Annotated in this window: 24 protein-coding genes; 11 read left to right on the top strand and 13 right to left on the bottom strand. The window is 69.7% G+C overall.

Translation table 11 applies throughout. The features are described 5' to 3' along the window. Genes AB4Y64_RS05800 through AB4Y64_RS05780 form a run of 5 tightly spaced genes read left to right on the top strand, consistent with a single transcriptional unit; the run spans position 1 to position 6,228 of the window. Complete coding sequence (locus tag AB4Y64_RS05800) at positions 1 to 1,050, top strand: stage II sporulation protein M (RefSeq protein WP_441815489.1); 1,050 nt, start codon at positions 1 to 3, stop codon at positions 1,048 to 1,050. Then, positions 1,047 to 2,726: a DUF4129 domain-containing protein gene (locus AB4Y64_RS05795; RefSeq protein WP_441815488.1), complete on the top strand. Its 1,680-nt coding sequence runs from the start codon at positions 1,047 to 1,049 to the stop codon at positions 2,724 to 2,726. Before AB4Y64_RS05800 ends, AB4Y64_RS05795 begins: the two co-directional genes overlap by 4 nt. Then, positions 2,723 to 3,868 (top strand): DUF4350 domain-containing protein, encoded by a 1,146-nt coding sequence (locus tag AB4Y64_RS05790; RefSeq protein WP_441815487.1) that lies wholly within the window; start codon positions 2,723 to 2,725, stop codon positions 3,866 to 3,868. The genes AB4Y64_RS05795 and AB4Y64_RS05790 overlap by 4 nt, the downstream gene beginning before the upstream one ends. A gap of 45 nt (positions 3,869 to 3,913) precedes the next feature. Next, the gene (locus tag AB4Y64_RS05785) at positions 3,914 to 4,906 is read left to right on the top strand and encodes an AAA family ATPase (protein ID WP_441815486.1); all 993 of its coding nucleotides are present in this window, start codon (positions 3,914 to 3,916) and stop codon (positions 4,904 to 4,906) included. 5 nt (positions 4,907 to 4,911) lie between these two features. After that, positions 4,912 to 6,228 carry a DUF58 domain-containing protein gene (locus tag AB4Y64_RS05780; protein WP_441815847.1) on the top strand — a complete coding sequence of 439 codons (1,317 nt, stop codon included), beginning with the start codon at positions 4,912 to 4,914 and terminating at the stop codon, positions 6,226 to 6,228. 55 nt (positions 6,229 to 6,283) lie between these two features. On the opposite strand, the gene AB4Y64_RS05775 is transcribed toward AB4Y64_RS05780, so the two are convergent. The 4 genes from AB4Y64_RS05775 to aroE form a co-directional block, all read right to left on the bottom strand. Beyond that, entirely contained in the window at positions 6,284 to 6,658 is a 375-nt protein-coding gene (locus AB4Y64_RS05775) for a hypothetical protein (protein ID WP_441815485.1), read from the bottom strand. A gap of 140 nt (positions 6,659 to 6,798) precedes the next feature. Continuing rightward, complete coding sequence (locus AB4Y64_RS05770; protein ID WP_441815484.1) at positions 6,799 to 7,614, bottom strand: prolyl oligopeptidase family serine peptidase; 816 nt, start codon at positions 7,612 to 7,614, stop codon at positions 6,799 to 6,801. Positions 7,615 to 7,688: 74 nt separating this feature from the next. Continuing rightward, positions 7,689 to 7,943 (bottom strand): YkgJ family cysteine cluster protein, encoded by a 255-nt coding sequence (locus tag AB4Y64_RS05765; protein WP_441815483.1) that lies wholly within the window; start codon positions 7,941 to 7,943, stop codon positions 7,689 to 7,691. A gap of 11 nt (positions 7,944 to 7,954) precedes the next feature. Continuing rightward, positions 7,955 to 8,797 (bottom strand): shikimate dehydrogenase, encoded by an 843-nt coding sequence (gene aroE / locus AB4Y64_RS05760; protein ID WP_441815846.1) that lies wholly within the window; start codon positions 8,795 to 8,797, stop codon positions 7,955 to 7,957. Positions 8,798 to 8,878: 81 nt separating this feature from the next. On the opposite strand from aroE, the gene AB4Y64_RS05755 reads away from it, so the two are divergent. Beyond that, positions 8,879 to 9,793, top strand: coding sequence for a TolB family protein (locus AB4Y64_RS05755; RefSeq protein WP_441815482.1), 915 nt, complete (start codon positions 8,879 to 8,881; stop codon positions 9,791 to 9,793). Between the two features lie 25 nt (positions 9,794 to 9,818). Here AB4Y64_RS05755 and hemB read toward each other — a convergent pair whose 3' ends face one another. From hemB to AB4Y64_RS05710, 9 genes are all read right to left on the bottom strand, one after another. Beyond that, complete coding sequence (hemB, locus tag AB4Y64_RS05750; RefSeq protein ID WP_441815481.1) at positions 9,819 to 10,811, bottom strand: porphobilinogen synthase; 993 nt, start codon at positions 10,809 to 10,811, stop codon at positions 9,819 to 9,821. Positions 10,812 to 10,860: 49 nt separating this feature from the next. Then, a complete protein-coding gene (locus tag AB4Y64_RS05745) occupies positions 10,861 to 11,904 on the bottom strand; it encodes a sulfate/molybdate ABC transporter ATP-binding protein (protein ID WP_441815480.1) in 1,044 nt (347 codons plus the stop codon). A gap of 184 nt (positions 11,905 to 12,088) precedes the next feature. After that, on the bottom strand, positions 12,089 to 12,958 hold the full coding sequence (cysW, locus tag AB4Y64_RS05740; RefSeq protein ID WP_441815479.1) for a sulfate ABC transporter permease subunit CysW: 870 nt from the start codon (positions 12,956 to 12,958) through the stop codon (positions 12,089 to 12,091). Further along, positions 12,951 to 13,823 carry a sulfate ABC transporter permease subunit CysT gene (gene cysT, locus AB4Y64_RS05735; RefSeq protein ID WP_441815478.1) on the bottom strand — a complete coding sequence of 291 codons (873 nt, stop codon included), beginning with the start codon at positions 13,821 to 13,823 and terminating at the stop codon, positions 12,951 to 12,953. Before cysT ends, cysW begins: the two co-directional genes overlap by 8 nt. A gap of 110 nt (positions 13,824 to 13,933) precedes the next feature. Beyond that, positions 13,934 to 14,959 (bottom strand): sulfate ABC transporter substrate-binding protein, encoded by a 1,026-nt coding sequence (locus AB4Y64_RS05730; protein WP_441815477.1) that lies wholly within the window; start codon positions 14,957 to 14,959, stop codon positions 13,934 to 13,936. 20 nt (positions 14,960 to 14,979) lie between these two features. Beyond that, positions 14,980 to 16,431 carry an OprO/OprP family phosphate-selective porin gene (locus AB4Y64_RS05725; RefSeq protein WP_441815476.1) on the bottom strand — a complete coding sequence of 484 codons (1,452 nt, stop codon included), beginning with the start codon at positions 16,429 to 16,431 and terminating at the stop codon, positions 14,980 to 14,982. Positions 16,432 to 16,654: 223 nt separating this feature from the next. Further along, positions 16,655 to 16,903, bottom strand: a complete 249-nt coding sequence (locus AB4Y64_RS05720; RefSeq protein ID WP_441815475.1) for a hypothetical protein — start codon at positions 16,901 to 16,903, stop codon at positions 16,655 to 16,657. Positions 16,904 to 17,029: 126 nt separating this feature from the next. Beyond that, the gene (locus AB4Y64_RS05715; protein ID WP_441815845.1) at positions 17,030 to 18,022 is read right to left on the bottom strand and encodes a chorismate transformation enzyme, FkbO/Hyg5 family; all 993 of its coding nucleotides are present in this window, start codon (positions 18,020 to 18,022) and stop codon (positions 17,030 to 17,032) included. Between the two features lie 14 nt (positions 18,023 to 18,036). Beyond that, on the bottom strand, positions 18,037 to 19,401 hold the full coding sequence (locus AB4Y64_RS05710; RefSeq protein ID WP_441815844.1) for an NAD(P)/FAD-dependent oxidoreductase: 1,365 nt from the start codon (positions 19,399 to 19,401) through the stop codon (positions 18,037 to 18,039). Positions 19,402 to 19,536: 135 nt separating this feature from the next. Between AB4Y64_RS05710 and AB4Y64_RS05705 the strand changes: the two genes are divergently transcribed. The 5 genes from AB4Y64_RS05705 to AB4Y64_RS05685 are packed head-to-tail and all read left to right on the top strand — an operon-like array spanning position 19,537 to position 22,517. Next, entirely contained in the window at positions 19,537 to 19,806 is a 270-nt protein-coding gene (locus AB4Y64_RS05705) for a phosphopantetheine-binding protein (protein ID WP_441815474.1), read from the top strand. A 52-nt stretch (positions 19,807 to 19,858) separates the two neighbouring features. After that, positions 19,859 to 20,551, top strand: a complete 693-nt coding sequence (locus AB4Y64_RS05700) for a ketosynthase (RefSeq protein WP_441815473.1) — start codon at positions 19,859 to 19,861, stop codon at positions 20,549 to 20,551. Positions 20,552 to 20,600: 49 nt separating this feature from the next. Next, positions 20,601 to 20,906, top strand: coding sequence for a hypothetical protein (locus AB4Y64_RS05695; protein ID WP_441815472.1), 306 nt, complete (start codon positions 20,601 to 20,603; stop codon positions 20,904 to 20,906). Beyond that, positions 20,903 to 21,919, top strand: coding sequence for an LpxL/LpxP family acyltransferase (locus AB4Y64_RS05690; protein ID WP_441815471.1), 1,017 nt, complete (start codon positions 20,903 to 20,905; stop codon positions 21,917 to 21,919). The genes AB4Y64_RS05695 and AB4Y64_RS05690 overlap by 4 nt, the downstream gene beginning before the upstream one ends. Continuing rightward, positions 21,831 to 22,517, top strand: coding sequence for a LolA-related protein (locus AB4Y64_RS05685; RefSeq protein WP_441815470.1), 687 nt, complete (start codon positions 21,831 to 21,833; stop codon positions 22,515 to 22,517). Before AB4Y64_RS05690 ends, AB4Y64_RS05685 begins: the two co-directional genes overlap by 89 nt. The last annotated feature ends 23 nt before the right edge of the window (positions 22,518 to 22,540 follow it).

The following is a 22,540-nucleotide window of genomic DNA, read 5'->3' as shown; positions in this document are numbered from 1 at the left end:
ATGCGGCAGGAACACTTCATCAAGCGTCACCAGCCCGAGTGGAACGCGTTCGAGCAATGGCTCGATACGCGCGGCCAGCACGTCAAGCGCGCGCGCATGTCGCGCCGCCAGTGGCACGGCATGGCCGACCACGAAATGCCGGCCCGCTACCGGCGCCTTTGCCAGCAACTGGCGCTCGCTCGCCGACGTGGCTACAGCCCGCTGGTGACCGACCGCCTGCAGGGGCTGATGCAGCGCGGCCATGGCCTGCTCTACCGCACGCCGCCGCCGCGCTGGCGCCGCGTGCTGGCATTCCTGCTGGCCGGGTTCCCGCGGCTGGTGCGCGCCGAAGGCGGCTGCATGGCCGCGTCGGCACTGCTGTTCTGGTTGCCGCTGGTGGCGGTGTTCGTCGCGATCCAGATCACGCCGGAACTGTCGGCGTCGCTGTTCGATCCGGCCCAGCTGGTCGGTTTCGAGTCGATGTACGACCCGGACGATCCGATGCGCAAGCTCGGCCGCGACAACGGCACCGACGTGGCCATGTTCGGCTACTACATCTGGAACAACGTCAGCATCGGCTTCAAGACCTTTGCCAGCGGCCTGCTGGCCGGGATCGGTGCGGTGGTGGTGCTGATCGTCAACGGCATCATGATCGGCGGCGTCGCCGGGCATCTGCAGGCAGTCGGCCATGGCGATCCGTTCTGGCGTTTCGTGGCCGCCCACTCCGCGCCCGAACTCACCGCGATAGTCATCGCCGGCGGCGCCGGTTTGCGCCTGGGCCTCAATCTCGTCGCGCCCGGCCAGCGCCGTCGCGTTGATGCGCTGATCGATGGCGGCCGGCGCGGCGCGCTGCTGTGCCTGGGCGTGCTGGCGATGCTGGTGTTCGCGGCATTCGTCGAGGCGTTCTGGTCGTCGATCGGCTGGATGCCGGCGTGGATCAAGTACAGCGTCGGCGGCGCGCTGTGGGCACTGACCTTGTTGTGGCTGTGGCGCGGCGGGCGCAACCAGGCCATTGGCGATGCCGAGCTTGGGCTTGGGCTTGGCGTCTCGAACGGCGGTGCCGCGCCGTGAGGATCGAGTCGCTCACCGTCGCATTGCGGCCGCGCACCCCGTGGGAAGCGGTCGAACTGGGCACCGCGCTGACCCGCCGCCACGCCGCGGCGATCTGGAAACCGTGGCTGGCGCTGACCCTGCCGGTGCTGCTGATCGTCAGCGCCCTGGCCTGGGCCATCGACGCGATCTGGCTGGCCGGCCTGCTGATGTGGTGGCTCAAGCCGGTGTTCGACCGCATTCCGCTGTACGTGCTCTCGCGCGTCGTCTTCGGCGACGTGCCTACGCCGCGACAGACCCTGCAGGCGCAACGCAGCTGGGGCTGGCGCTGGATGCTGCCCTACCTGACCTGGCGTCGCCTCGGCCCGGTACGTTCGCTGTACCTGCCGGTCGACCTGCTCGAGGGCGGCCGCGGACGCGAGGCCGGCGAGCGTCGACGCACCCTCGGTGCGCCGGTCTATGGCGTTGGCCTGCTGCTGACCTCCGCGTTCGCCTTGTTTGAAATCGCGGTGTGGCTGGGCATCTTCGCCGGCGCGATGCTGTTCGTGCCGAACGAGTACCTGTCGCAGTTCGGCAGCACGGTGGTGAAGTTCGCGCAGACCATGCCCGACTGGTTGAACCTGCTCAGCACCCTCCTTGGCTGGATCGCGACCGGGCTGATCGAACCGTTCTATGTCGGCGCCGGGCTGGGCCTGTACCTCAACCGTCGCACCGAGATCGAGGCCTGGGACATCGAACTGGCGCTGCGCCGGCTCGGTGCGCGCCTGGCCACCGCCAGCGCTCCATTGTTGCTGGTGCTGGTGCTGGTGCCGGTGCTGGCATTCGCCTTCGCGGCGATTCCGTCGGTTGCGCACGCGCGGCAGGGCGGCGCCGACATCGGCGCGCAGGCCGATGACGAAGCCTCCGGCGAAGAGCACGAAGGCGTGCGGGCGCCGCAGGCGAAACCGGACAAGCGCGCGCAACCGAAGATCGCACGGGTCACGCCGGAGCAGGTCTTCGGGCGAGCGCTCGTCGACGATGCCAGCCTGCGCAAGGCGGTAGCCAAGGCCTACGCCGACCCAACCGTGAGCCCGAAGCAGACGGTGACCACCTGGAAGCCACGCGATCCCGAGCCCAAGGTCGACAAGAAGCGCGACACGCCCGAGCTGCCATGGCTGGCCGCGGCGGTTGCACTGATCAGCGAGTTCGGCCTGTGGATCGTCCTGGCCGTGCTGGTGCTGATCCTGGTGTTTACCGCGCCGCGCTGGCTGGCCTGGTTCCGCGACGGCGTCGCGCGCGAGGAGCGCGAAGTCGATGGACTGCGATTGGCCGACCTCGCCGATCCCGAACTGCCGCTGCCGGACGACGTGCCGTCGGTGGTGCGGCGCCTGTGGCGCGAAGGACGCCAGCGCGAAGCTCTCGCGTTGCTGTACCGCGCCAGCGTCGAGGCGATGGTGGCGCGCACCCAGGCCGTGCTGGTGCCGGGCGCGACCGAGGCCGAATGCCTGCGCGCATCGCGAAAGCTTGCCCGCAGCGATGACCGCGATGCGTTCGCGCGCACCGTCCGCACCTGGCAGTACGCCGCGTATGCGCAACGATTTCCTGCAAGCGATGACCTCGAGGCACTGATCGACGACCTGGCGCGCCGCTTCGCCTGGACGCCGGCGCCGGCCGGGTCCGTGGCCACCGCTGCGACCGCTCCGGAGGTCGCCGCATGAACCGGAACAACCTGCAGGTCGTCGCCATCGTCGCGCTGGTGCTGGCCCTGGTCGGCGGCGGCGTGGCGTGGTGGCTGCACTACTACGAGCGCGTCGAGGAATCGGTCGACCTGCCGCGCTCGGGCGAGGCGCGCACCAATCCCCTGTATGTGCTGAAGCTGGCCCTGCGCGCCGACGGCGCCCAGGCCGAAGCGCGACCGAGCCTGCAGCGCGACAGCCACCGCCTCGGCGAACGCGACACCGTGCTGCTGTACAACGACCCGCGCACGCTCAGCCGTGACGAGGGCCGCGCGCTGCTCGACTGGGTCGACAAGGGTGGCCATCTGCTGGTGCGTACGCCGCCGCCCGGCCCGTTCGCCACGAACACGGTGGTGCCGGTGCTGAGCCAGCTCGATGTCATTCCGGCGCTGGCCTCTGCAACGTGCGCCGGCTGGGACGTGCCCGGCCCGGACAAGCGGGTCAAGGACCCGCACGTGGAATTCTGCAACGGCCGCCGCTTCCGCGCGCTCGGCACCGGGGGCGCACCGGTGCTGGACTGGGGCGACGAGCGCGGCAGCGTCTACATGCGCCTCGCCCACGGCCGCGGTTACGTCGACGTGCTGTCCGACTTCGATTTTCTCGACAACGACTCGCTCAAGGATGCCCCGCACATCGTGCTGGCGCGCCAGCTGCTCGCGCCCAACTATCGCGCCGGCACCGTGCACCTGATCTACGCCGCCGACATGCCGTCGTTCTGGTGGACGCTGCTGCGCCACAGCTGGATGGCGTGGGCGCCGTTGTTGCTGGCGCTGCTGGCGTGGCTGTGGCGGCGCGCGCAGCGCTTCGGCCCGGCACTGCCGGCGCCGGCCAGCGAACGCCGCTCGCTGCTCGAGCATGTCGTCGCCAGCGGCGAGCACGTCTACCGCTACGGTTACGCCCACCTGCTGCACGAGGCCGTGCGCAACGCCTTCCTGGCGCGCCTGCGACGTCGCGATCCGCACGCGGCCGCGATCGGCGGCGAGGCGCAGGTGGTGTTGCTGTCGGAACGCTTCAGCGTGCCGCCAGCGGAGATCCGCGACGCCCTCTCCACCCCGATCGCACGCGACCACGCCGCGTTCCGCAGCCGTATCGCCACGCTGGTGCGCCTGCGCAACCAGCTGTGATTGCCTGCTGAATATCGCCAACCCCATCACCGACGAGTCCACGCCATGAACGCCGATACCATCCAGCCCATCGTCCCGATCACCGGCGCCGCGTTGGCCGAGCGTGCCGCCGCCGTGCGCGAGCAGGTCGGCAAGGCCTTCATCGGCCAGGCCGACGTGCTCGACCAGATCCTGATCGCGCTGCTCGCCGGCGGCCACGTGCTGATCGAGGGCGTGCCGGGTCTGGGCAAGACGCTGCTGGTGCGCGCGCTGTCGCGGGCGCTGGACTGCACCTACGCGCGCGTGCAGTTCACCCCCGACCTGATGCCCAGCGACATCAGCGGCCACGCGGTGTGGAACCCGAAGACGGAGACGTTCAACATCCGTCGCGGCCCGGTATTCACCAACCTGCTGCTCGCCGACGAGATCAACCGCGCGCCGGCCAAGACCCAGTCGGCGCTGCTGGAAGCGATGGCCGAACTGCAGGTCACCATCGAGGGCCACAGCTTCCAGCTGTCGCCACCGTTCCTGACCCTGGCCACGCAGAACCCGGTCGAGCAGGAGGGCACATACCCGTTGCCGGAGGCCCAGCTCGACCGCTTCCTGCTGAAGATCCTGATCGGCTATCCCTCGCGCACCGACGAGAAGCGCATGGTCGCCGCGGTCAGCCAGGGGCGCAGCGCATCGGACTTCGACCTGTCGCAGGTCCAGCGCGTGCTCGGCCCGCAGGACATCGCGGCGATGCAGGCCGGCACCGCGCTGACGACGGTCGACGATACGGTGATCGACTACGCGGTGCGGATCGTCGCGGCCACCCGCGACTGGGCCGGCATCGCCCTCGGCGCCGGTCCGCGTGGCAGCCTTGCGCTGGTGCGCGCCGCGCGTGCGCAGGCGGTGCTGGACGGCCGCGACTTCGTCACGCCGGACGACATCCGCGAGATCACCAAGCCGGCCCTGCGCCACCGCATCGCGCTCGCGCCGGAGTTGCAGATCGAAGGCCAGTCGCCCGACGACGTACTGCACGCGCTGCTGTCTAAGGTGGAGGCACCGCGCAAGTGAGCGCGATGCGCCGCACCCTGCCGCGCCCAGCTTCGGCCATGCTGTGGCTGCTGGTGCTGTGGTCCGCGCTCGGCGTGGCGGTGGCGTTCGACCGGGCGCCGCTGCAGGCATGGTCCGCGGCGGGGCTGGCATTGCTGGTGCTGGTGCTGTTCGACGCGGCGCAGGTGTTGCGCCGGGAAACGCCGCGGGTCGAGCGCCGGCTCGCCGACACCTGGCCGATCGGCATCGAGCGACCGGTCACGCTGAACCTGGAAAGCGATGTGCGCAGCCAGTGGCTGGATGTGTACGACCTGCATCCCGGCGGCTGGCGAATGCATGGCCTGCCGCGAAGCCTGCAACTGCGTGCAGGCGAGGCGGCTTCGTTCGACTACCACCTGTGCGCCCACGCCCGCGGCGATTTCCGCTTCGAGGGCGTGCAACTGCGGCTGCACTCGCCGCTGCGGCTGTGGTGGCACTCGCGCGTGGTCGGCGCCGGCCAGGCCGTTCGCGTGTTCCCGAACTTCGCGCCGCTGGCGCGCTTTGCCATGTTCAGTGCCGAGCAGGCCTCGCGCCTGGTTGGCGCGCACCTGCGCCGCCGCCGCGGTGAAGGCACCGATTTCCACCAGATGCGCGAGTACCGCATCGGCGACAGCATGCGCCAGATCGACTGGAAGGCGACCGCGCGTGCGCGCCGCCTGGTGTCGCGCGAATACCAGGACGAGAAGAACCAGCAGCTGGTGCTGCTGCTCGACACCGGCCGCCGCCTGCTGGCGCGCGACGGCGAGATGGCGCATTTCGATCACGTCCTCGATGCCGCGCTGGTCGTGGCCTACCTCGCGTTGCGCCAGGGCGATGCCGTCGGCCTGCTCGCCAGCGGCGGCGCCAACACCTGGGTGCCGCCGCGCCGCGGCGTCGGCGCGATCGATGAACTGCTGCGCGCCAGCTATGCACTGCAGCCGCAGCCAGTGGCCACCGACTTCCTTGCCGCCGCCAACGAACTGTCGCTGCGCCAGCGCCGCCGGTCGCTGGTGATGATGGTGACCAACCTGCGCGACGAAGACATGGACGACGTCCTTGCCGCCGTGCAGATGCTGCGCAAGCGCCACCTGGTCTGCGTGGCGAGCCTGCGCGAAGGATCACTCGACGGCGCGCTCGGCGAAACGGTGCACGACCTGTCGCAGGCGATCCGCGCCGGCGCAACCGCGCAATACCTGGAACAGCGCAACGCCGCGCACGAGGCGCTGCGCAATCACGGCGTGATGGTGCTGGATGTGGCCTGCGACAAGCTCGCCGCGTCGCTGGTCGAGAAGTACCTGTCGGTCAAGCGCGACGGACTCCTGTGACGCGGGCCCGACGGGTATCAGGGAGCAGGCGATTCCCGGCCTGCTCCCATTGCGATCAAGCCGCTTCCTGCTGACTGTTCGGCCAGCCTTCCGCCAGCGATTCGGACAGGCGCTTCTCCGGCACCCACGGCGCGAGCGAGTACTTGAGAATGTAGACGCCCACAATCGTGCCGATCGGGAATCCCAACGCCATGATGGCGCCGAGCACGATGGATGCCGTACGCGCCCACGGCCTGCAATTGTCGGCGCCGTTGGCAATGACGAAATGCACCGCTGCGAGAATCGCCAGCGGCACCGCGAACATCACTGCCACCGCCCCCGGACTGTTGCTGACTGCTGCGTAGATGAAAATCGTCGCGAGCACCACGATGACGCAGTAGATGCCCGCGATCATCCGGTGTGCGCTTGCCGCCTTTACGTGATTGGCCATGCTTTCCCCCTGAGATAGTCCCCACTACCCAAAGCCCGGCTGGTCCAATGGCTTGTCCCGGACCGGTCCCCGCGAGCAGCCTATGGCAGTTCGTGCGAACCGGCAAACCCGGCAAAGCGCGGCTGCTCCGCCGCCCCCATTCAGCGTCGCCGCTGGGAGAACAGCCAGTCGCGCCACCCATTGCCCGGTTGGATGTCGGCAGGCGGCTGGTGCTCCAGGCCCTCGTACTCGCGCAGGCGCACCCGGTTGCCGCCTTGGGCGCGGATGGCGGCGACGAGGCGGCGGTCGGCATCGATCGGGTTCTCGATGTCGGCGTTGCCGTGGATCACCCAGGCCGGCGTGTCGAGCAGGGCCGTGGCGGCCTCGTCGCCCGGCGCGATCCCGGACATCGGCACGATTGCCGCGAACAACGCCGGACGCCGCGCAGCGGCCAGCCATGCAGCCGACCCGCCCATCGAAAAGCCCACCGCGTAGATGCGCTGGCGATCGACCGGGCGTTTGGCCGCCATGTGTTCGACGAGCTCCAGCGCCATATCCAACGCGGGCGATGCGACCGCCGATTGGGGATGAGTGGGTGAGTCATAGTTGGCACTGCGCTGTTCGAACTGCGGCACCAGGACATAGGCCTGGTAGCGACGGCGCACGTCCGGCATGGCCCAGCCCAGTGCCACGCGTTCGAGCTGCGCGCTGTTGTCGTTGCCGATGCCACCGGAGGAGTGCAACTGCAGCACCAGCGGGTAGCGCTGTCCTGGCTTGGCATCGAGCGGCGGCAGCAACCGGTAGCGCAGGTGCGCGCCGTTGCTGGCGACGAATTCGCCGCGCGCGAAGTCGTCCGCGTTTGCGTCGGCAACCGCGCCACGCGCCATCGGGCCGGTGCCGCGGATCAGTTCGTCGCCGTCAGCGGCCCGGGCCATGAGTGAAACGAGGCAGAGCACCAGTGCGGCAAGCAGCTTCATGCGGGCGTGATCGAAAAAAGGGCCGTCAGCGTAACGCGGCAACCGCACACGTGAACGCGTCCACGTGGGCAAGACTAAGGCCGCGTCAGACGCTCCAGTTCCGCCAGCTCCGCCATCGCCTCGTCGCGATCGGCACCGCACATCTCCTGCGTTGGCCGCAGCGATGCACAGAACGCCGGACGCTCGGGCCGGCCGAACAGGCGGCAGCGCAGCGCGTCGTCGAGCTGCACGCATGGCATTCCCGCGGGCTTGCCATGCGGCATGCCGGGGATGGGCGAGGTGATCGAAGGCGCGATGCAGCACGCGCCGCAGTGGGCGCGGCATTCCATCGTCGTCGGGTTCAGTCCGCGGTGACCAGCACCGCGCGGTGCTCGCGCAGGAACTCGAAGCACGAGTCGGTTTCCGGGCGCACGCCGTGCCAGCGCTGGAAACTTTCGGCGGCCTGTTCGACCAGCATGCCCAGGCCATCGATGCGGTCGTGCGCGCCGGCCGCGTGGGCCCAGGCCAGGAACGGGATGGCGACCTCGCCATAGCTCAGGTCCACCGCCGCCGTGCGCGGTCCGACCAGCGCCACCGGAAGCTGCGGCAGCGAGGCATCGCGCGTGGCCGAGGTAGCGTTGATGATGAGGTCGAACATGCCCAGCGAATTGATGTCCCTGAAATAGCGCGGATGCACGCGCCCGGGCTGGGCCAGCACGTCGGCCAGCGCATCGGCGCGTTCGGGTGTGCGGTTGATGATGTACAGCTCGCCGATGCCCGCGTCGAGCAGCGCCGGCGCCACCCCGCGCGCGGCGCCACCGGCGCCCAGCAGCAGCGTGCGGCGGCCGCGCAGGTCCAGGCCGTGGCGCTCGGTGAGATCGCGGACCAGGCCGACGCCGTCGGTGTTGTCGCCTTCCCAGCCGGTGGCCGAGCGGATCAGCGTGTTGACCGCGCCGGCGCGGCGCGCGCGCTCGGTCAGGGTGGTGCAGATCGAGACCGCGCGGGTCTTGTGCGGCAGGGTGATGTTGGCGCCCAGGCCGCCTTCGGCCGCGAATTCCGCCAGCAGCGCGTCGAAGTTCTCCGGTGAAGCGTCCAGCGCCAGGTACTCCAGCGCGATCCCGGTCTGCTTGCCGAATGCGGCATGGATCTTCGGCGACAGCGAATGCGCGACCGGATGGCCGATCACCGCGAAACGCTTGACGATGGCGGGATTTGCGACAGAGGCGAAATTGGACACGGGGGACCCTCGCTTAGACTTGAGGCCACAGACACAGGAGAACGCTCCATGCGACGCACAGCGGCCTTGCAGGGCTTGAGTCTACTCCCCGCCATCGCACTGGGCGGATGGTTCATGTCCGGGCCGGCGGCGGCCTTCCTGTCCGAATTCGGGATCGAAGGCATGGGCGTGGTGTCGACCAAGGCCAGCGAAGTCCGTGCAAGCGTCAGCCCGGACGGCCAGCGTATCGTCTGGGGCAGCACGGACCGTGAAGGCGGCCCCGGCGGTTGGGACCTGTGGCAGGCCACGCTCAAGGACGGTCGCTGGCAGGATGCGCAGCCGCTGGCGATCAACAGCAAGGCCAAGGACTTCGATCCGCTGTTCAGCGGCGACGGGCGCTGGCTGTACTTCTTCTCCGACCGCCCCGGCGGTGTCGGCGGCGACGATCTCTACCGCGCCCCGGTGCTGGCCGGTGGCGGCTTCGGCAAGGCCGAAAACCTCGGGCCCGGCGTGAACAGCCGTGGCGACGAGTGGGCGCCGACACCGAGCCGCGACGGTCGCCATCTGCTGTTCGCCAGCGACGGCCATGGCGGTGCTGGCCGGCACGACCTGCTGGTGGCGCGATGGGACGGCAAGGCGTTCAGCGATGCCGTGCCGGTGCCCGGCGTGAACAGCGCGCAGGACGACTTCGACGCGGCCTGGCTCGGCGACGGTGAGGCGATCGTGTTCGCGCGATCGAAGAACGTCGACGACCAGCCCGTGCGCCTGTTCGTCGCCCAGTGCGACGGCACGCGCTATGGCGACGTGCAGCCCCTGAAGCTCTCGTTCAACAGCGAGGACGCCATCACCTTCGGACCGGCGCTGGACTGGAACAAACCCGGCGAACTGCTGGTCACCGGCACGGCGAAGTCGCCGCGCGCGGGCAAGTACGACATCTACCGGATGAAGGCGCCTGCGGTGACGGGGAAGGCTGGCTGCTTCTAGGCCGGTTTGTTCCAGTTGTCTCGGCCTAGGCCATCTCGCGCAGCCAGCGCGCCGCATCCAGTGCGTAGTACGTGAGCACGCCGTCGGCGCCGGCGCGCTTGAAGGCCAGCAGGGCTTCGAGTGCCGTGGCGCGCTCATCCAGCCAGCCGTTCTGCGCGGCCGCCTTCAACATCGCGTACTCGCCGCTGACCTGGTAGACGTAGGTCGGCACGCGGAACTCGTCCTTCACCCGCCGCACGATGTCCAGGTACGGCATGCCCGGCTTGACCATCACCATGTCGGCGCCTTCGGCCAGGTCGAGCGCGACTTCCTGCAGGGCCTCGTCGGCGTTGGCCGGGTCCATCTGGTAGGTGTACTTGTTGCCCTTGCCCAGCGCCGTGGCCGAGCCGACCGCGCTTCGGAACGGGCCGTAGAACGCACTCGCGTACTTCGCGCTGTAGGCGAGGATGCGCGTGTTGACCAGGCCGGCTTCTTCGAGCGCATTGCGGACCGCGCCGATGCGGCCGTCCATCATGTCGCTCGGTGCGACCACGTCGGCGCCTGCCTGCGCGTGCGACAGCGCCTGCTTCACCAGCGCATCGACCGTCTGGTCGTTGAGGATGTAGCCGCTGTCGTCGATCAGGCCGTCCTGGCCGTGGGTGGTGTACGGGTCGAGGGCGACGTCGGTGATCACGCCCAGCTGGGGGAAGCGCTGCTTGAGCGCGCGCACGGCGCGCTGGACGATTCCGTCCTCGCTCCAGGCAATGGCGCCGTCGGCGGTCTTGCCGTCGGCGGGCACGCCGAACAGGGTGATCGCCGGGACGCGCAGTTCGCTGGCGATTTCCGCCTCGCGCAGCAGTTCGTCGATCGACAGCCGCGACACGCCGGGCATCGAGGCGACCGGCTCGCGGCCATCGCGTTCGTGCACGAACACCGGGTAGATCAGGTCGTTGGTGGTCAGGACCGACTCGCGCATCAGGCGGCGCGAGAACTCGTCGCGGCGCATCCGCCGCGGGCGTACGTAGGGGTAGCTGCTCATGGCGCGCAATTGTACGCCCCGGGAAACGGGCAGCCAGCGGGAAGGGAGTTCAGGCGCCAAACACCCGATAGCGCAAGGGCTCCAGCCCGATCGTGCTGCCCGGCGCCGGCGTGGTGACGCCCGGCGTGGCGACGAAATCCAGTTCGATCGGCCGGGTCTGGCCGGCCACCGCCAGCTCCAGCGTGATGCGATCGGCGAGGCGGTGGGCGGCGATCACGTGCGCGGCGATGCCGGCTTCGGCCGTGGTCGGGGTGACATCGTGCGGCCGCGCGTACAGCCGCGCCGGGCCGTCGGCCACGCCGTCCGCCGGCAGGGCGATGGCATGGCCGGCGATGCGGAACCGGCCCTGTTCGACCTGGCCGTCGAAGACATTGGCGCGGCCGATGAAATCGAAGACGTAGTCCGATGCCGGCGCGCTGTAGATCTCGTCGGGCGTGCCGACCTGCTCGATGCGGCCGTCGCGCAGCACCACGATCCGGTCGGCCAGCTCCAGCGCCTCTTCCTGGTCGTGGGTGACGAACAACGTGGTCTGGCCGGTGCGCTCGTGCAGCTGGCGCAGCCAGCGCCGCAGTTCGACGCGGACCTTGGCATCGAGCGCGCCGAACGGTTCGTCGAGCAGCAGCACGGTCGGGTCGATCGCCAGCGCCCGCGCCAGTGCCACGCGCTGCTTCTGCCCGCCCGACAACTGCTCGGGGTAGCGACCGCCGAACTCGTGCAGCTGGATCAGGCCGAGCAGTTCCTCGACGCGGCGCGCGATGGTCGCCTTGTCGGGACGGCGCTTGCGTGGACGGCTGCGCAGGCCGAAGGCGATGTTCTCGGCGACGGTCATGTGCTTGAACAGCGCGTAGTGCTGGAACACGAAGCCGACGTTGCGCTCGCGCAGGCTCAGCCGGGTCGCATCGTCCTGGCCAAACAGCACGCGGCCTTCGTCGGGATGCAGCAGGCCTGCGATCACGCGCAGCAGCGTGGTCTTGCCCGAGCCCGACGGGCCCAGCAGGGCGACCAGCTCACCGGCCGCCACGTCCAGGTCGACGCGGTCGAGCGCGGCGACGCCGCCGTAGCGCTTGCCCAGCTGGCGGATGTGCAGGTCCATGCCGCTCCGTGCCGGGTGGGGCCGGCGAGTGAATGAGGCGGCAGCGAGCGTGGCAGACTCCGCCGCCGCGGTCACCTGCGGGGCTGCCACGGCGCCGCGGCGCCAGCCTGTCCCTGGCGCGCCAATCTCTGGCGCGCCAATCTCGGGGGTGCCAACCGCTGCGGGGATCTCGGTCACGGCGCGCTCAACGTCGACGATGGGATTGCGCAAGGGCGTCGCCATGGCGTGCCTCCAGCCAGAACTTCAGGACAAGGGTGATCAGGGCGAGTCCGGCCAGCAGCGACGCGGCGGCGAACGCCGCGGTGCTGTCGAACTCGTTGTAGAGGATCTCGATGTGCAGCGGCAGCGTGTTGGTCAGCCCGCGGATGTGGCCCGACACCACCGACACCGCGCCGAACTCGCCCATCGCACGCGCCGCGCACAGCAGCACGCCGTACAGCAGGCCCCACTTGATGTTGGGCAGGGTGACGCGGCGGAACATGGTCCAGCTGCCAGCACCGAGCGAGCGCGCGGCCAGCTCCTCATCGGCGCCCTGCTGCTGCATCAGCGGGATCAGTTCGCGCACCACGAACGGGAAGGTGATGAACAGCGTCGCCAGCACGATGCCCGGGCGCGCGAACAGGATCTTGATGTCGTGCCGCTGCAGCAACTCGGCGAACCAGCCGTGGGAGCCGAACAACAGCACCAGGCACAGGCCGGCGACCACCGGTGACACCGCGAACGGCAGGTCGATCAGCGACAACAGCAGCTGCTTGCCGCGGAATTCGAAGCGCGTCACCGCCCAGGCCATGAGCAGGCCGAAGATGGCGTTGACCGGAACCACTATGGCCACCGTGAACAGCGTCAGCTTCAGTGCCGACAGCGCATCGGGCTCGGTCAACGAGGCGAACCAGACGCCGATGCCCTTGGCGAACGCGGCGCCGAGCACCATCAGCAGTGGCATCACCACCAGCGCGGCCATCGCCAGAACCGCCAGCGCGATCAGCGTCCAGCGCAGCCAGGCCGGCTCCTGCAGGTCGTTGCGCGGGCGTCGCGTCGCGACGTGGTCACTCACGGCGACGACTCCTCTTCTCGTGCGCGAACAACGATGGAATCGCGTTGATCGCCAGCAGGCACACGAACGACGCCGCCAGCAGCAGCGCAGCGATGGCCACCGCGCCCGGATAGTCGTACTCCTCCAGGCGGATGGTGATCAGCAGCGGTGCGATCTCGGTCTTGTAGGGCAGGTTGCCGGCGATGAAGATCACCGAGCCGTACTCGCCCAGCGCACGCGCGAACGCCAGCGAGAACCCGGTCAGCAGGGCCGGCAGCAACTCCGGCAGGACCACGCGTCGCAGCGTGGTCAACCGCGAGGCGCCGAGCGACGCCGCGGCTTCTTCCTGTTCGTGTCCGAGCGTTTCCAGCACCGGCTGCACCGTGCGCACCGCAAACGGCAGGCCGATGAAGACCAGCGCGATGACGATGCCGACCGGCGTGTAGGCGATCTTGAAGCCGAGCGGTTCCAGCCAGCGGCCGACCCAGCCGTTGGCCGAGTAGATCGCGGTCAGCGAGATGCCAGCCACCGCGGTGGGCAAGGCGAACGGGAGATCGACCAGCGCGTCGAGCAGGCGCCGGCCCGGGAAGCGGTAGCGCACGATCACCCACGCCACCAGCGCACCGGCGAGCGATGCGGCCAATGCGGCGACGAAGGCGGCGCCGAAGCTGAGCTTCAGCGACGCCTGCACGCGCGGGTCGTGGATCGCGCGCAGCCAGCCGTCGAGGCCGAGGCCGGCGGCGCGGATCGCCAGCGCGGCCAGCGGCAACAGCACCACCACGCTCAACCACGCAAGACCGAGTCCGAGGCTCAGGCCAAAGCCGGGCAACGGCTGGCGAAAGCGCGGCATCTTCAGGCGTGGCAGGGGAATGCTGTGTGCGCTCATCGGACCGTCGGCGCGGCGAGAACATCTACGTCAACGTCAACGTGGGTCCCGGCTTTCGCCGGGATGACGGGTCGGGCAGAAGTGCGGGCAAGCGAGGGGCGCACGTCGCATCACTTGGGCTGATAGATCTTGTCGAAGAAACCGCCGTCGGCGAAATGCTCCGCCTGTGCTTTCTTCCAGCCGCCAAACGCGCCATCGATCGTCACCTGCTTGACGTTGGCGAAGCGCGCCAGTTCGGCTGCCGGCACCTTGTCGGGTTCGGCCGGGCGATAGCCATGCTTGGCCGCCAGGCGCTGGCCTTCGGGCGTGTACAGATAGCGCAGGTACGCTTCGGCCTGCTTGCGCGTGCCATGACGGTCCACGTTCTTGTCGACCCAGGCCACCGGCGGTTCAGCCTTGATGCTCAGGCTCGGCACGACGATCTCGAACTTGTCGCGGGTGTCGGCCTCCGACAGCGTCAGCAGGGCTTCGTTCTCCCATGCCAGCAGCACGTCGCCGATGCCGCGCTCGACGAAGGTGGTGGTGGCGCCGCGCGCGCCGGTGTCGAGCACCGGAACGTTCTTGAACAGGCGCGTCAGGAAGTCGACCACCTTGCCGCCGTCGCGATATTCCTGCGAGGCCCAGGCCCACGCCGCCAGGTAGTTCCAGCGGGCGCCACCGGAGGTCTTCGGGTTGGGGGTGATCACGCCCACGCCCGGCTTGACCAGGTCGCTCCAGTCGCGGATCTGCTTCGGGTTGCCCTTGCGCACCAGGAACACGATGGTCGAGGTGTAGGGCGCACTGTTGTGCGGCAGGCGCGTCTGCCAGTTGGCCGGCAGCAGCTTGCCATTGGTGGCGATCGCGTCGATGTCGGCGGCCAGCGCCAGGGTGACCACATCGGCTTCCAGCCCGTCGATCACCGAGCGCGCCTGCTTGCCCGAGCCGCCGTGCGAGGCGCGGATCTTCAGCGTCTCGCCGGTCTGCTGCTTCCATTGCGCGGCGAACTTTTCGTTGACGTCGGCGTAGAACTCGCGCGTCGGGTCATAGGAAACGTTGAGCAGTTCGACGTCCTTGGCCGCGGCGGTGCCGCCAGCCAATGCAAGCGCGAAGCCCAGGACGACGGAGCGGAACAGCGTGTGGCGTGAAGTCGGGGTCATGGCACTTTCCTGGGGGAAGGTCAGAACGAGAACTGCGCGCGGGTGAAGAAGGCCTTTTCGTCTTCGCGGTCGGCGCCGGCAGGGGCGCCACGCTCGAACGTGGTCTGCGTGTAGTTGGCGACAAGCTTGAGGTTGCTGTTGAGGTACCAGTTCACGCCCAGTCCCCACGACTCCGCGCGGCTGGCGGCGACGGCGGGGTCGGCGAACAGCGGAAACGCGTCGTCGTCGACATCCAGTTCGCCGTACCGTGCCACCAGCTCCCACGCACCCCAGCCTGCACTGCCGAGCGTAAAAGGATGGTTAGGCCGCGTTACGCCCTTGTATCCGGCGTCTTCGCCGGTGAGCACGAAGCCGGCGCTGACCTGCCAGGCCTGGTTGTCGAGCGATTGCCGCGCGCCGCTCGCCGGCAGCAGCACTTCCTGCGTGGAGCTGATGTACTCGCCCAGCACGCCGAAGGAGTTGCGATACCAGTACGCCTGCGGCGACCAGCGCGAGTTCTCGCCATTGGCCGCGACCGCGCCGCGGTAGTTGAAGAACTGCACCTGTCCGGGCGTGCGGTAGCGGGGCAGGAAATTGTTGCCCACGCCCTGCTTGTCGCCGGTGCTGCCGGCGATGCCGAAGCCCAGGCCCGAGAGCGCAGTGCCATCGTTCTTCCACGGTTCCACGAACACGCGCGCGGCGACTTCGAAATCGTTGTCGGGGTTGGTGGTGGCACCGTCGCGGCCGTCGACCGCGCCGTTGTAGACGCCCAGCGCGTAGCTGACGGTCGAGCTGGCGAATTCGCCTTGCAGCTGCACGCCGATGTCGCGTCCCGGGGCGAGTTCGCCCGGCAGGCCCAGTTCGACCTGCGCGGTGGAGCCGCTCGACTGCAGGCGCTCCAGCCCGACCGGCACCTTGGTCTTGCCGATGCGCACGGTCGCGCGCGGATCGAACTTGAGGTCGAGGTAGACGTCGCTGGTCGTGGCGCTGTCGCCGGCCAGCTGGGCGGTGACGCGGAAGCCGATCAGCGAACCCCAGGTGCCTTCGATGGTCGGTTCGACGCGGCGCAGCAGGAAGGTGTCGTTCTGCGGGTACTGGTCGTCGTCGATGTAGAAGCGGCCATCGCCCTGCACCAGGCCCTTGAACTTGACCTCGACGTCGCCGGGCGGCGGCGACTTCACCGCCAGGCCCTTGCTGGCGCTGAGCGACACGGTCGGCGTGCTGGCGGCGCGGGTCGCGGCTTCCTCGGATTGCAGCTCGAGCTTGCGTTCGATCACGCGCAGGCGCTGGTCCAGGTCGGTCAGGCCGGCGCTGTCGGCGCTGCTTGCCGGGGCGGTGCCCAGGCGCTGCTCGATGGCCTGGAGGCGGCGGGCGAGGTCTTCGACGGTGGGGGCGGCAGGCGCGGTCTGGGCCTGGCCCGGCGCGGCCAGGGCGCAGGCCAGCGCGCCGCTCAGCCAGGCCACGGGGGACGACGTTCGGTGCGGGGTCGGCATCGCCGGCTCCTATTCAGGTTTGGGGAGGGGACAGCAGGATGCCGCGTCCGGGCAGCGTCCATGACGCGACTCTGGGGGCCGGAGGCGGCGGAGGGAAAAGGTTTTGCGTCATCTGCTCATGCCCAACAGGCATTTCGCCGATGGCCGGGCGGAGCAGCCCGGCATATGGAAGCCGGCACAGGAAGGCGCCGGTCTTCCGTTCATGCCGCGGAGCGGGCAGGGCTCAGATGATCCCGCCGCCCATGCCGAGGCGGACGATGCCGACGATGATCACGATCCCGTTGAGGACCAGGCCGGTCTTGGCGCGGCCGCGGTTGCCCGGGCTGGTGAACAGGATCCCGATCGCGGCAATGATGGCGCCGACGGAGGCGAACGGGATCAACAGCCAGTTACCCCATCCCAGCAAGGGAATCAGCGCGACCACCATCCAGAGCATGGCGAAGATTCCCCAGAGCAGGCTGATCAAACCCATTTCGGTGACTCCCAGACGATGTTGGCGTCCGCGCACCATAGCCGCGGGCGGTGGGAGGCGATAGCCCCGGATGCCACCCGCGCAACATCGATGCATCCCCGGCTGCGCGGGGATGACGGGCCGCGACTACGAATGCACGCCGTCGATTTCCACGCGCAGCTCGCGCCGGCACACCGCCGCATGCAGCAGCACGCGCGGGACGTCCGGGCCCAGGCGCGCGTCGAGCTCCGCGGCCACGGCATCCATCTCGTCGAGCTGGCGCACATACACCTTCAGCCGCGAGTCCGCGCCGAACTGCGGCGGCAGCGTCGACCGCTGCGCGCGCGCGGCGCTCAGCAGGCTGTCGAAGTTGGCGAGCGTCTCGTCGAGCTGGGTCACCACCGAATCGATGTGGCGCGATTCATGGCCGACGATGGCCGCCGTGCCGGACAGCAACAGCGGCATCGCGCCGTCTGCCGGCGGCAGCATCGCGCGGGCGAAGCTCGGCGGCTGTGGGCCGTACTGACGCGGGTACTGGTAGGCGCTGATCTGGCGCGGGTTCTCCAGCGGCGTGCCGGGCGCGCGCGCGGCCAGCCAGTACACCTGCAGGCGGCGCTCGCTGTCGACGCGGCCGATGGCCGTTGCCGCCGGCAGCGTGGTCGGGTCGACCGTGCCCAGGCCGCGGGCGCGACCGACGCAGAACTGGCGATAGCGCTCTTCGTCGCCTTCGCCCAGGGTGATGCCGTCGAGGTAGTTCCATACCCGCAGCAGGTGCGGGTAGCCGCGTCCGCGCAGGAACGCCGACATGCGCGCGTAGAGGCGCTCGGACGTCGCCTCGATGTCGCTCATGCCGCCGGCGCCGGGCGCCTCGTCCAGCTCGATGGCGCCGAACTGCAGCGCGCCGTCCTCGGCCCAGGCGACGTCGCCGTCGCGGCCACGGATGACCGGCCCGCGGCCACGCCACACCTCCAGCGGCGCGACGCCATGCGGCTGCAGCGCGACGCGCAGGTAGCGCGGGTCGTCATGGTGCGGGGCATGGCTGCCGAAGCCGATCACCGCGAGCGTGTCGCCGCCATCCAGCAATTGCTGCGGGCTGGCATCGAGCACGTAGTCCACCGACAGGTGCGGTGGCTGCAACATCGGGCGGACGGCGCTCACGAGCGCGGATCTCCGCTGCCGGGCTGCAGCGTGTCGCGACCGCCGCCGAGGCCGACGTCGACACCGACCTGGCGCCGCCGCCGCAGCCAGCCACGCAGCGCCTCGGGCGCCATGCTCAGCGCCGTCATCGCATAGATGAAGCGGAACACGCGCAAGCGGCGCAGCACGGCCGGGTTGTCGAAGACGTCGCCGGCCAGCATCGAGATCACCGCCTGTTCGACCTGCCAGTAGTTGCGCGGGTGGTTGAACAGGTGGCGCATCACCGGCGTGGTGAAGCGGTAGATGAACCACTGGAAATGCTTGAGGCCGCGCTTGAGGCGCCTGCTCATCGCGCGCTGCAGTGCGCCCTCGCGCGAAGGCTCGCGCAGCGCCCCGTCGACAACGTCCGCGGCCTGCTCGGCGCTGTTCATGCCCAGGTACACACCCGAGGAGAACACCGGATCGACGAACGCATAGGCGTCGCCCACCATGACCCAGCCCGGGCCGTGCATCTGCGTGCAGGTATAGGAGTAGTTGCCGGTGACGTGCACCGGGCCGATGCGCTTTGCGTTGCGCATGCGCTTCCACACCGACGGCTCCGACTCCAGCGCCTTCATCAGGAACGCCTCGGTTTCGCCGCGGCGCTGCTTGAGGAACTCCGGGAAGCACACCGCGCCGACGCTCATCACGCCTTCGCGCAGCGGGATCAGCCACATCCAGCCGTGGGCGAAGCGCTGCACCGTGATGTTGCCGGCGTCCTCGCCGGGGCGGCGCTCGACGTCGCTGAAATGGCTGAAGATCGCCGCCGACTGGTGCAGCGGGTTCTTCTTCTTGAGCTTGAGCTGGCTGCCGAAGAACGCATCGCGACCGCTGGCGTCGACGACATAGCGCGGCTTGATCGTGAACGCGTTGCCGTCGCCATCGCGCGCATGCACCAGCTGCGGGCGGCCGTCGGCGCCGAATTCCACACGCTCGACGCGATGACGCTCGCGCGCATCGACGCCATTGGCCTGGCTGTGGCGGAACAGCAGCTCGTCGTACTCCTCGCGCTTGACCTGGTAGGCGTAGCCGAACTTGGGATCGAGCGCGCGGGCGAAGCGGAAGGTGTTGTAGTTGTCGACGTCGATCGGGAACTCGGCGCCCGGCTTGAAGGTGCCGATTTCCTTGACCTGGTCGAGCACGCCCAGGCGCTCGAGGATGGGCAGGTTCATCGGCAGCAGCGACTCGCCGATGTGGAAGCGCGGGTGGCAGTCCTTCTCCAGCAGCAGCACGCGCCAGCCGCGGCGCGCCAGCAGGGTCGCGGCGGTGGTGCCGGCGGGGCCGCCGCCGATCACCAGTACGTCGGTGTCGATCGGGTCCGGCTGGGGGTGCTGCGCGTTCAGGTCCGCGGCCGCAGCGGCGTCGGCCGGGGCGGGAGCAGTTGCGGTTTCGGTCATGCGCGAATGATACGGGTTGCGTACGGCGTCGCGATGCCGGATCGTTGCGCCCCTTGATCGCCTTTGTCCCTGGATTGCCCGATGTCTGAACAAAGCCCCGTCGAACGCGAACTGGCGCAACTGCTGGTGGACAGCCTGAACCTCGAGGACGTGGCGGCCGGGCAGATCGACCCGGAAGCGGCGCTGTTCGGCGAAGGCCTGGGCCTGGACTCGATCGACGCGCTCGAACTGGCGCTGGCGATCTCCAAGCGCTACGGCTTCCAGCTGCGCTCGGACAACGAGGAGAACCGGCGCATCTTCGCCTCGCTGCGCGCGCTGGCCGCGCACATCGAGCAGCACAAGACTGCCTGACCTCGCCAATCCCGCCAGCCCCGCTGACCCCGGCTCTCCCAGGCGCATCCCCTTGAATCCTTCCGCCGTGCTGCCGCTGTTGCTGGCGGTCGTCTACCCCTTGCTCGCGCATTGGGCCAGCGAGGACGGCGGCGGCCTGGCGGCGGCGATAGCCCTGGCCGACCTGGTCGTGCTGTTGCTGGCCGTGCCGCTGCTGGAGCGCCGCGGGTGGGCCTGGGCGCTGACCGTGCTGCTCGGCGCCGGCCTGGTCTGGCTGGCGGCCACGCCCTACGCGCAACTGCTGCTGCTGGCGCCGCCGATGGTGTTCGTCGGCCTGGTCGCCTGGCTGTTCGGGCGCAGCCTGCGCGCGCCGCGCGAGGCGCTGATCACCCGGATCGTGGCGGCCATGGAACGCACCACGCCGGCCGGCCTGGCGCCGCAGCTGTACCGGTATTCGCGCCGCCTCACCGCGGCCTGGGCGACGGTGCTCGCGCTGCTGGCGCTGGCCAATGGCGTGCTGGCGATGATCGCGGTGCCTGGCGGCGTGCTGGCGCGGCTGGGTCACGTCCCGGCGCTGTCGATCACCCAGTCGCAGTGGTCGCTGTTCGCCAACCTGGCCAATTACGGCATCGTCGGCGGCTTCTTCCTCGGCGAGTACGCACTGCGCCGGCGTCTGTTCCCGCACCGGCCGTACCGCAACCTGCTCGACTTCCTGCGGCAGATGGCCGCCCTCGGCCCGAAGTTCTGGCGCGACCTGTTCGCCTGAGGCGTGCCTTATCCTGTGCGCCTTCGCACAGGTGCCCGCAGCAGCCGCCATGGGTTTCGTGATCCCCGCCGACCATCCCTGCCTGCCCGGTCATTTCCCGGGCCGGCCGCTGGTGCCTGGCGTGGTGCTGCTGGAGCGTGTGGTCGAAGCCATCGAGGCCTTGCACGGGCCGCTGCCGCCGCTGCGGTTGCCGCAGGTCAAGTTCTTGCAGCCGCTGCTGCCGGAGCAAGAGGCGCGCATCGAACTCGATGGCGCCGCGCCGCGCTGGCGATTCCGCGTGCTGCGCGGCGACACGCTGCTGGCCAGTGGCGAAGTGATCGCCGCCGCCGACAGCGTCGATGCGGAGCCGGCGTGAACGAACACTGGAAGCAGCGCCCGGAAGGTGGTGGCCGGTTCGCACTGTGGGTGATCCGCAGCATCGCCCGCTACGGCGGCCGGACCGTGGCGCGGCTGTGCCTGTACCCGATCACGGCCTATTTCCTGCTGGTGCGCGGGCCCGAACGGCGGGCCTCGCGTGCCTACCTCGCGCGCGTGCTCGGACAGCGGCCGCGATGGTGGAACGTCGCCCACCACATCCACACCTTTGCCGCGACCATCCTCGATCGCGTCTTCCTGCTCAGCGGCCAGCTGTCGCGCTTCGACATCCGCGTCGATGGCCTGCAGGCGCTGGCCCATCGCGTCGACCGCGGCGAAGGCGTGCTGGTGTTCGGCTCGCACCTGGGCAGCTTCGATGCGCTGCGCGTGCTGGTGACCACGCGACCCTCGCTGCGGGTGCGGGTCGTGCTCGACATCGCGCACAACCCGGCGGTGACGCAGCTGCTCGACGCGCTCAACCCGCGGCTTGCACGCGACGTCATCGACGCCGGCCAGCCAGGTGTCGCCATCGTCCTGGCGATCCAGCAGGCACTGGCCGATGGCGAGCTGGTGGCATTGCTGGTCGATCGCGCCGCGCCCGGCGAAGCCGTCACGCGCGTGCCGTTCCTTGGCGCGGACGCATCGTTCCCGAACTCGCCATGGCTGATTGCCGCGACCCTGCGGGTGCCGGTCGTGCTCGCCTTCGGCCTGTACCGTGGCGGCAACCGCTACGACCTGCGTTTCGAGGAATTCAGCGACGGCTCGGACCTGCTCGGCCAGCATGCCTCGCGCAGCCAGCGGCGCGGCGCGGTGGCGGCGGTGGTCCTGCGTTACGCGGCGCGCCTGCAGGAACAGGCGCGCGGCGCTCCCTACAACTGGTTCAACTTCTACGATTTCTGGGATGGCAATGACGCAGCGCATGACGATGGGGCGCAACAAAGTGAAGGCGTGGGCGCGACGACTGGCGCCGCTGTGGCTGCTGGCCAGCGCGACGCTGTGCGCGGCCGCCACTGACGCCGCGCCGGGCGCGGCAACGCCGGTTGATGCGGGCTGGATCCTCAAAGGCATCGCGCGGCCGGTGCCGGCGAGCACGCCTTTCGTGGAGGTGCGCGGATCGAAATTGCTGAAGACGCCGCTGCGCCTGACCGGCCGGTACCTGCGGCCAGATGTGGACACGCTGGTGCGCGAAGTGCGCACGCCCTACGCCGAAACCACGACGCTGCGCGCAGGCGAGGCGACGATCACGCGCGCCGGCCAGGCGCCGCGCAAGTTCGCGCTGTCGCGCGTGCCGGAACTGGCCGGTTTCCAGGCCAACTTCGCCGCGCTGCTGGGCGGTGACCGCGCCGGGTTGGAGCAGCACTACACCTTGTCCGCCGACGGCACCCGCCAGAACTGGACGCTGACCCTGGTGCCGAAGGAAGCCGCACTGTCGGCGCGGTTGCAGGCGATCGCGCTGTACGGTCGCGGCTCCGAGCTGCGCTGCATCGAGACGCGCACCGCCGGCAGCGCGCCGCCGCAGCGCACGCTGCTGGCCGGCGCCGCCGTGGATGCCGCGAGCATCGCCGACGCCGCAGCGCTGACCGGTCTGTGCCACGGCGACACCGCTCGATGAGCGCTGCACCGGTCAATGAGCCG

It is taken from the genome of Lysobacter sp. TAF61 (assembly GCF_052113485.1).
Classification (GTDB): Bacteria; Pseudomonadota; Gammaproteobacteria; order Xanthomonadales; family Xanthomonadaceae; genus Lysobacter_J.
This window is presented reverse-complemented; position numbering and strand designations above follow the sequence as displayed.

Bases quoted from the DNA above. Each gene is read 5' to 3' on its own strand.
- AB4Y64_RS05800 (WP_441815489.1), top strand. From the start codon at position 1: ATGCGGCAGGAACACTTCATCAAGCGTCACCAGCCCGAGTGGAACGCG.
- hemB (WP_441815481.1), bottom strand. From the start codon at position 10,811: ATGAGCAGCTACCCCTACGTACGCCCGCGGCGGATGCGCCGCGACGAG.
- AB4Y64_RS05790 (WP_441815487.1), top strand. From the start codon at position 2,723: ATGAACCGGAACAACCTGCAGGTCGTCGCCATCGTCGCGCTGGTGCTG.
- AB4Y64_RS05780 (WP_441815847.1), top strand. From the start codon at position 4,912: ATGCGCCGCACCCTGCCGCGCCCAGCTTCGGCCATGCTGTGGCTGCTG.
- AB4Y64_RS05705 (WP_441815474.1), top strand. From the start codon at position 19,537: ATGTCTGAACAAAGCCCCGTCGAACGCGAACTGGCGCAACTGCTGGTG.
- AB4Y64_RS05725 (WP_441815476.1), bottom strand. From the start codon at position 16,431: ATGCCGACCCCGCACCGAACGTCGTCCCCCGTGGCCTGGCTGAGCGGC.
- cysT (WP_441815478.1), bottom strand. From the start codon at position 13,823: ATGAGCGCACACAGCATTCCCCTGCCACGCCTGAAGATGCCGCGCTTT.
- AB4Y64_RS05745 (WP_441815480.1), bottom strand. From the start codon at position 11,904: ATGGACCTGCACATCCGCCAGCTGGGCAAGCGCTACGGCGGCGTCGCC.
- AB4Y64_RS05685 (WP_441815470.1), top strand. From the start codon at position 21,831: ATGGGGCGCAACAAAGTGAAGGCGTGGGCGCGACGACTGGCGCCGCTG.
- AB4Y64_RS05730 (WP_441815477.1), bottom strand. From the start codon at position 14,959: ATGACCCCGACTTCACGCCACACGCTGTTCCGCTCCGTCGTCCTGGGC.
- AB4Y64_RS05715 (WP_441815845.1), bottom strand. From the start codon at position 18,022: ATGTTGCAGCCACCGCACCTGTCGGTGGACTACGTGCTCGATGCCAGC.
- AB4Y64_RS05770 (WP_441815484.1), bottom strand. From the start codon at position 7,614: ATGAAGCTGCTTGCCGCACTGGTGCTCTGCCTCGTTTCACTCATGGCC.
- AB4Y64_RS05785 (WP_441815486.1), top strand. From the start codon at position 3,914: ATGAACGCCGATACCATCCAGCCCATCGTCCCGATCACCGGCGCCGCG.
- AB4Y64_RS05765 (WP_441815483.1), bottom strand. From the start codon at position 7,943: ATGGAATGCCGCGCCCACTGCGGCGCGTGCTGCATCGCGCCTTCGATC.
- AB4Y64_RS05720 (WP_441815475.1), bottom strand. From the start codon at position 16,903: ATGGGTTTGATCAGCCTGCTCTGGGGAATCTTCGCCATGCTCTGGATG.
- AB4Y64_RS05775 (WP_441815485.1), bottom strand. From the start codon at position 6,658: ATGGCCAATCACGTAAAGGCGGCAAGCGCACACCGGATGATCGCGGGC.
- AB4Y64_RS05755 (WP_441815482.1), top strand. From the start codon at position 8,879: ATGCGACGCACAGCGGCCTTGCAGGGCTTGAGTCTACTCCCCGCCATC.
- AB4Y64_RS05695 (WP_441815472.1), top strand. From the start codon at position 20,601: ATGGGTTTCGTGATCCCCGCCGACCATCCCTGCCTGCCCGGTCATTTC.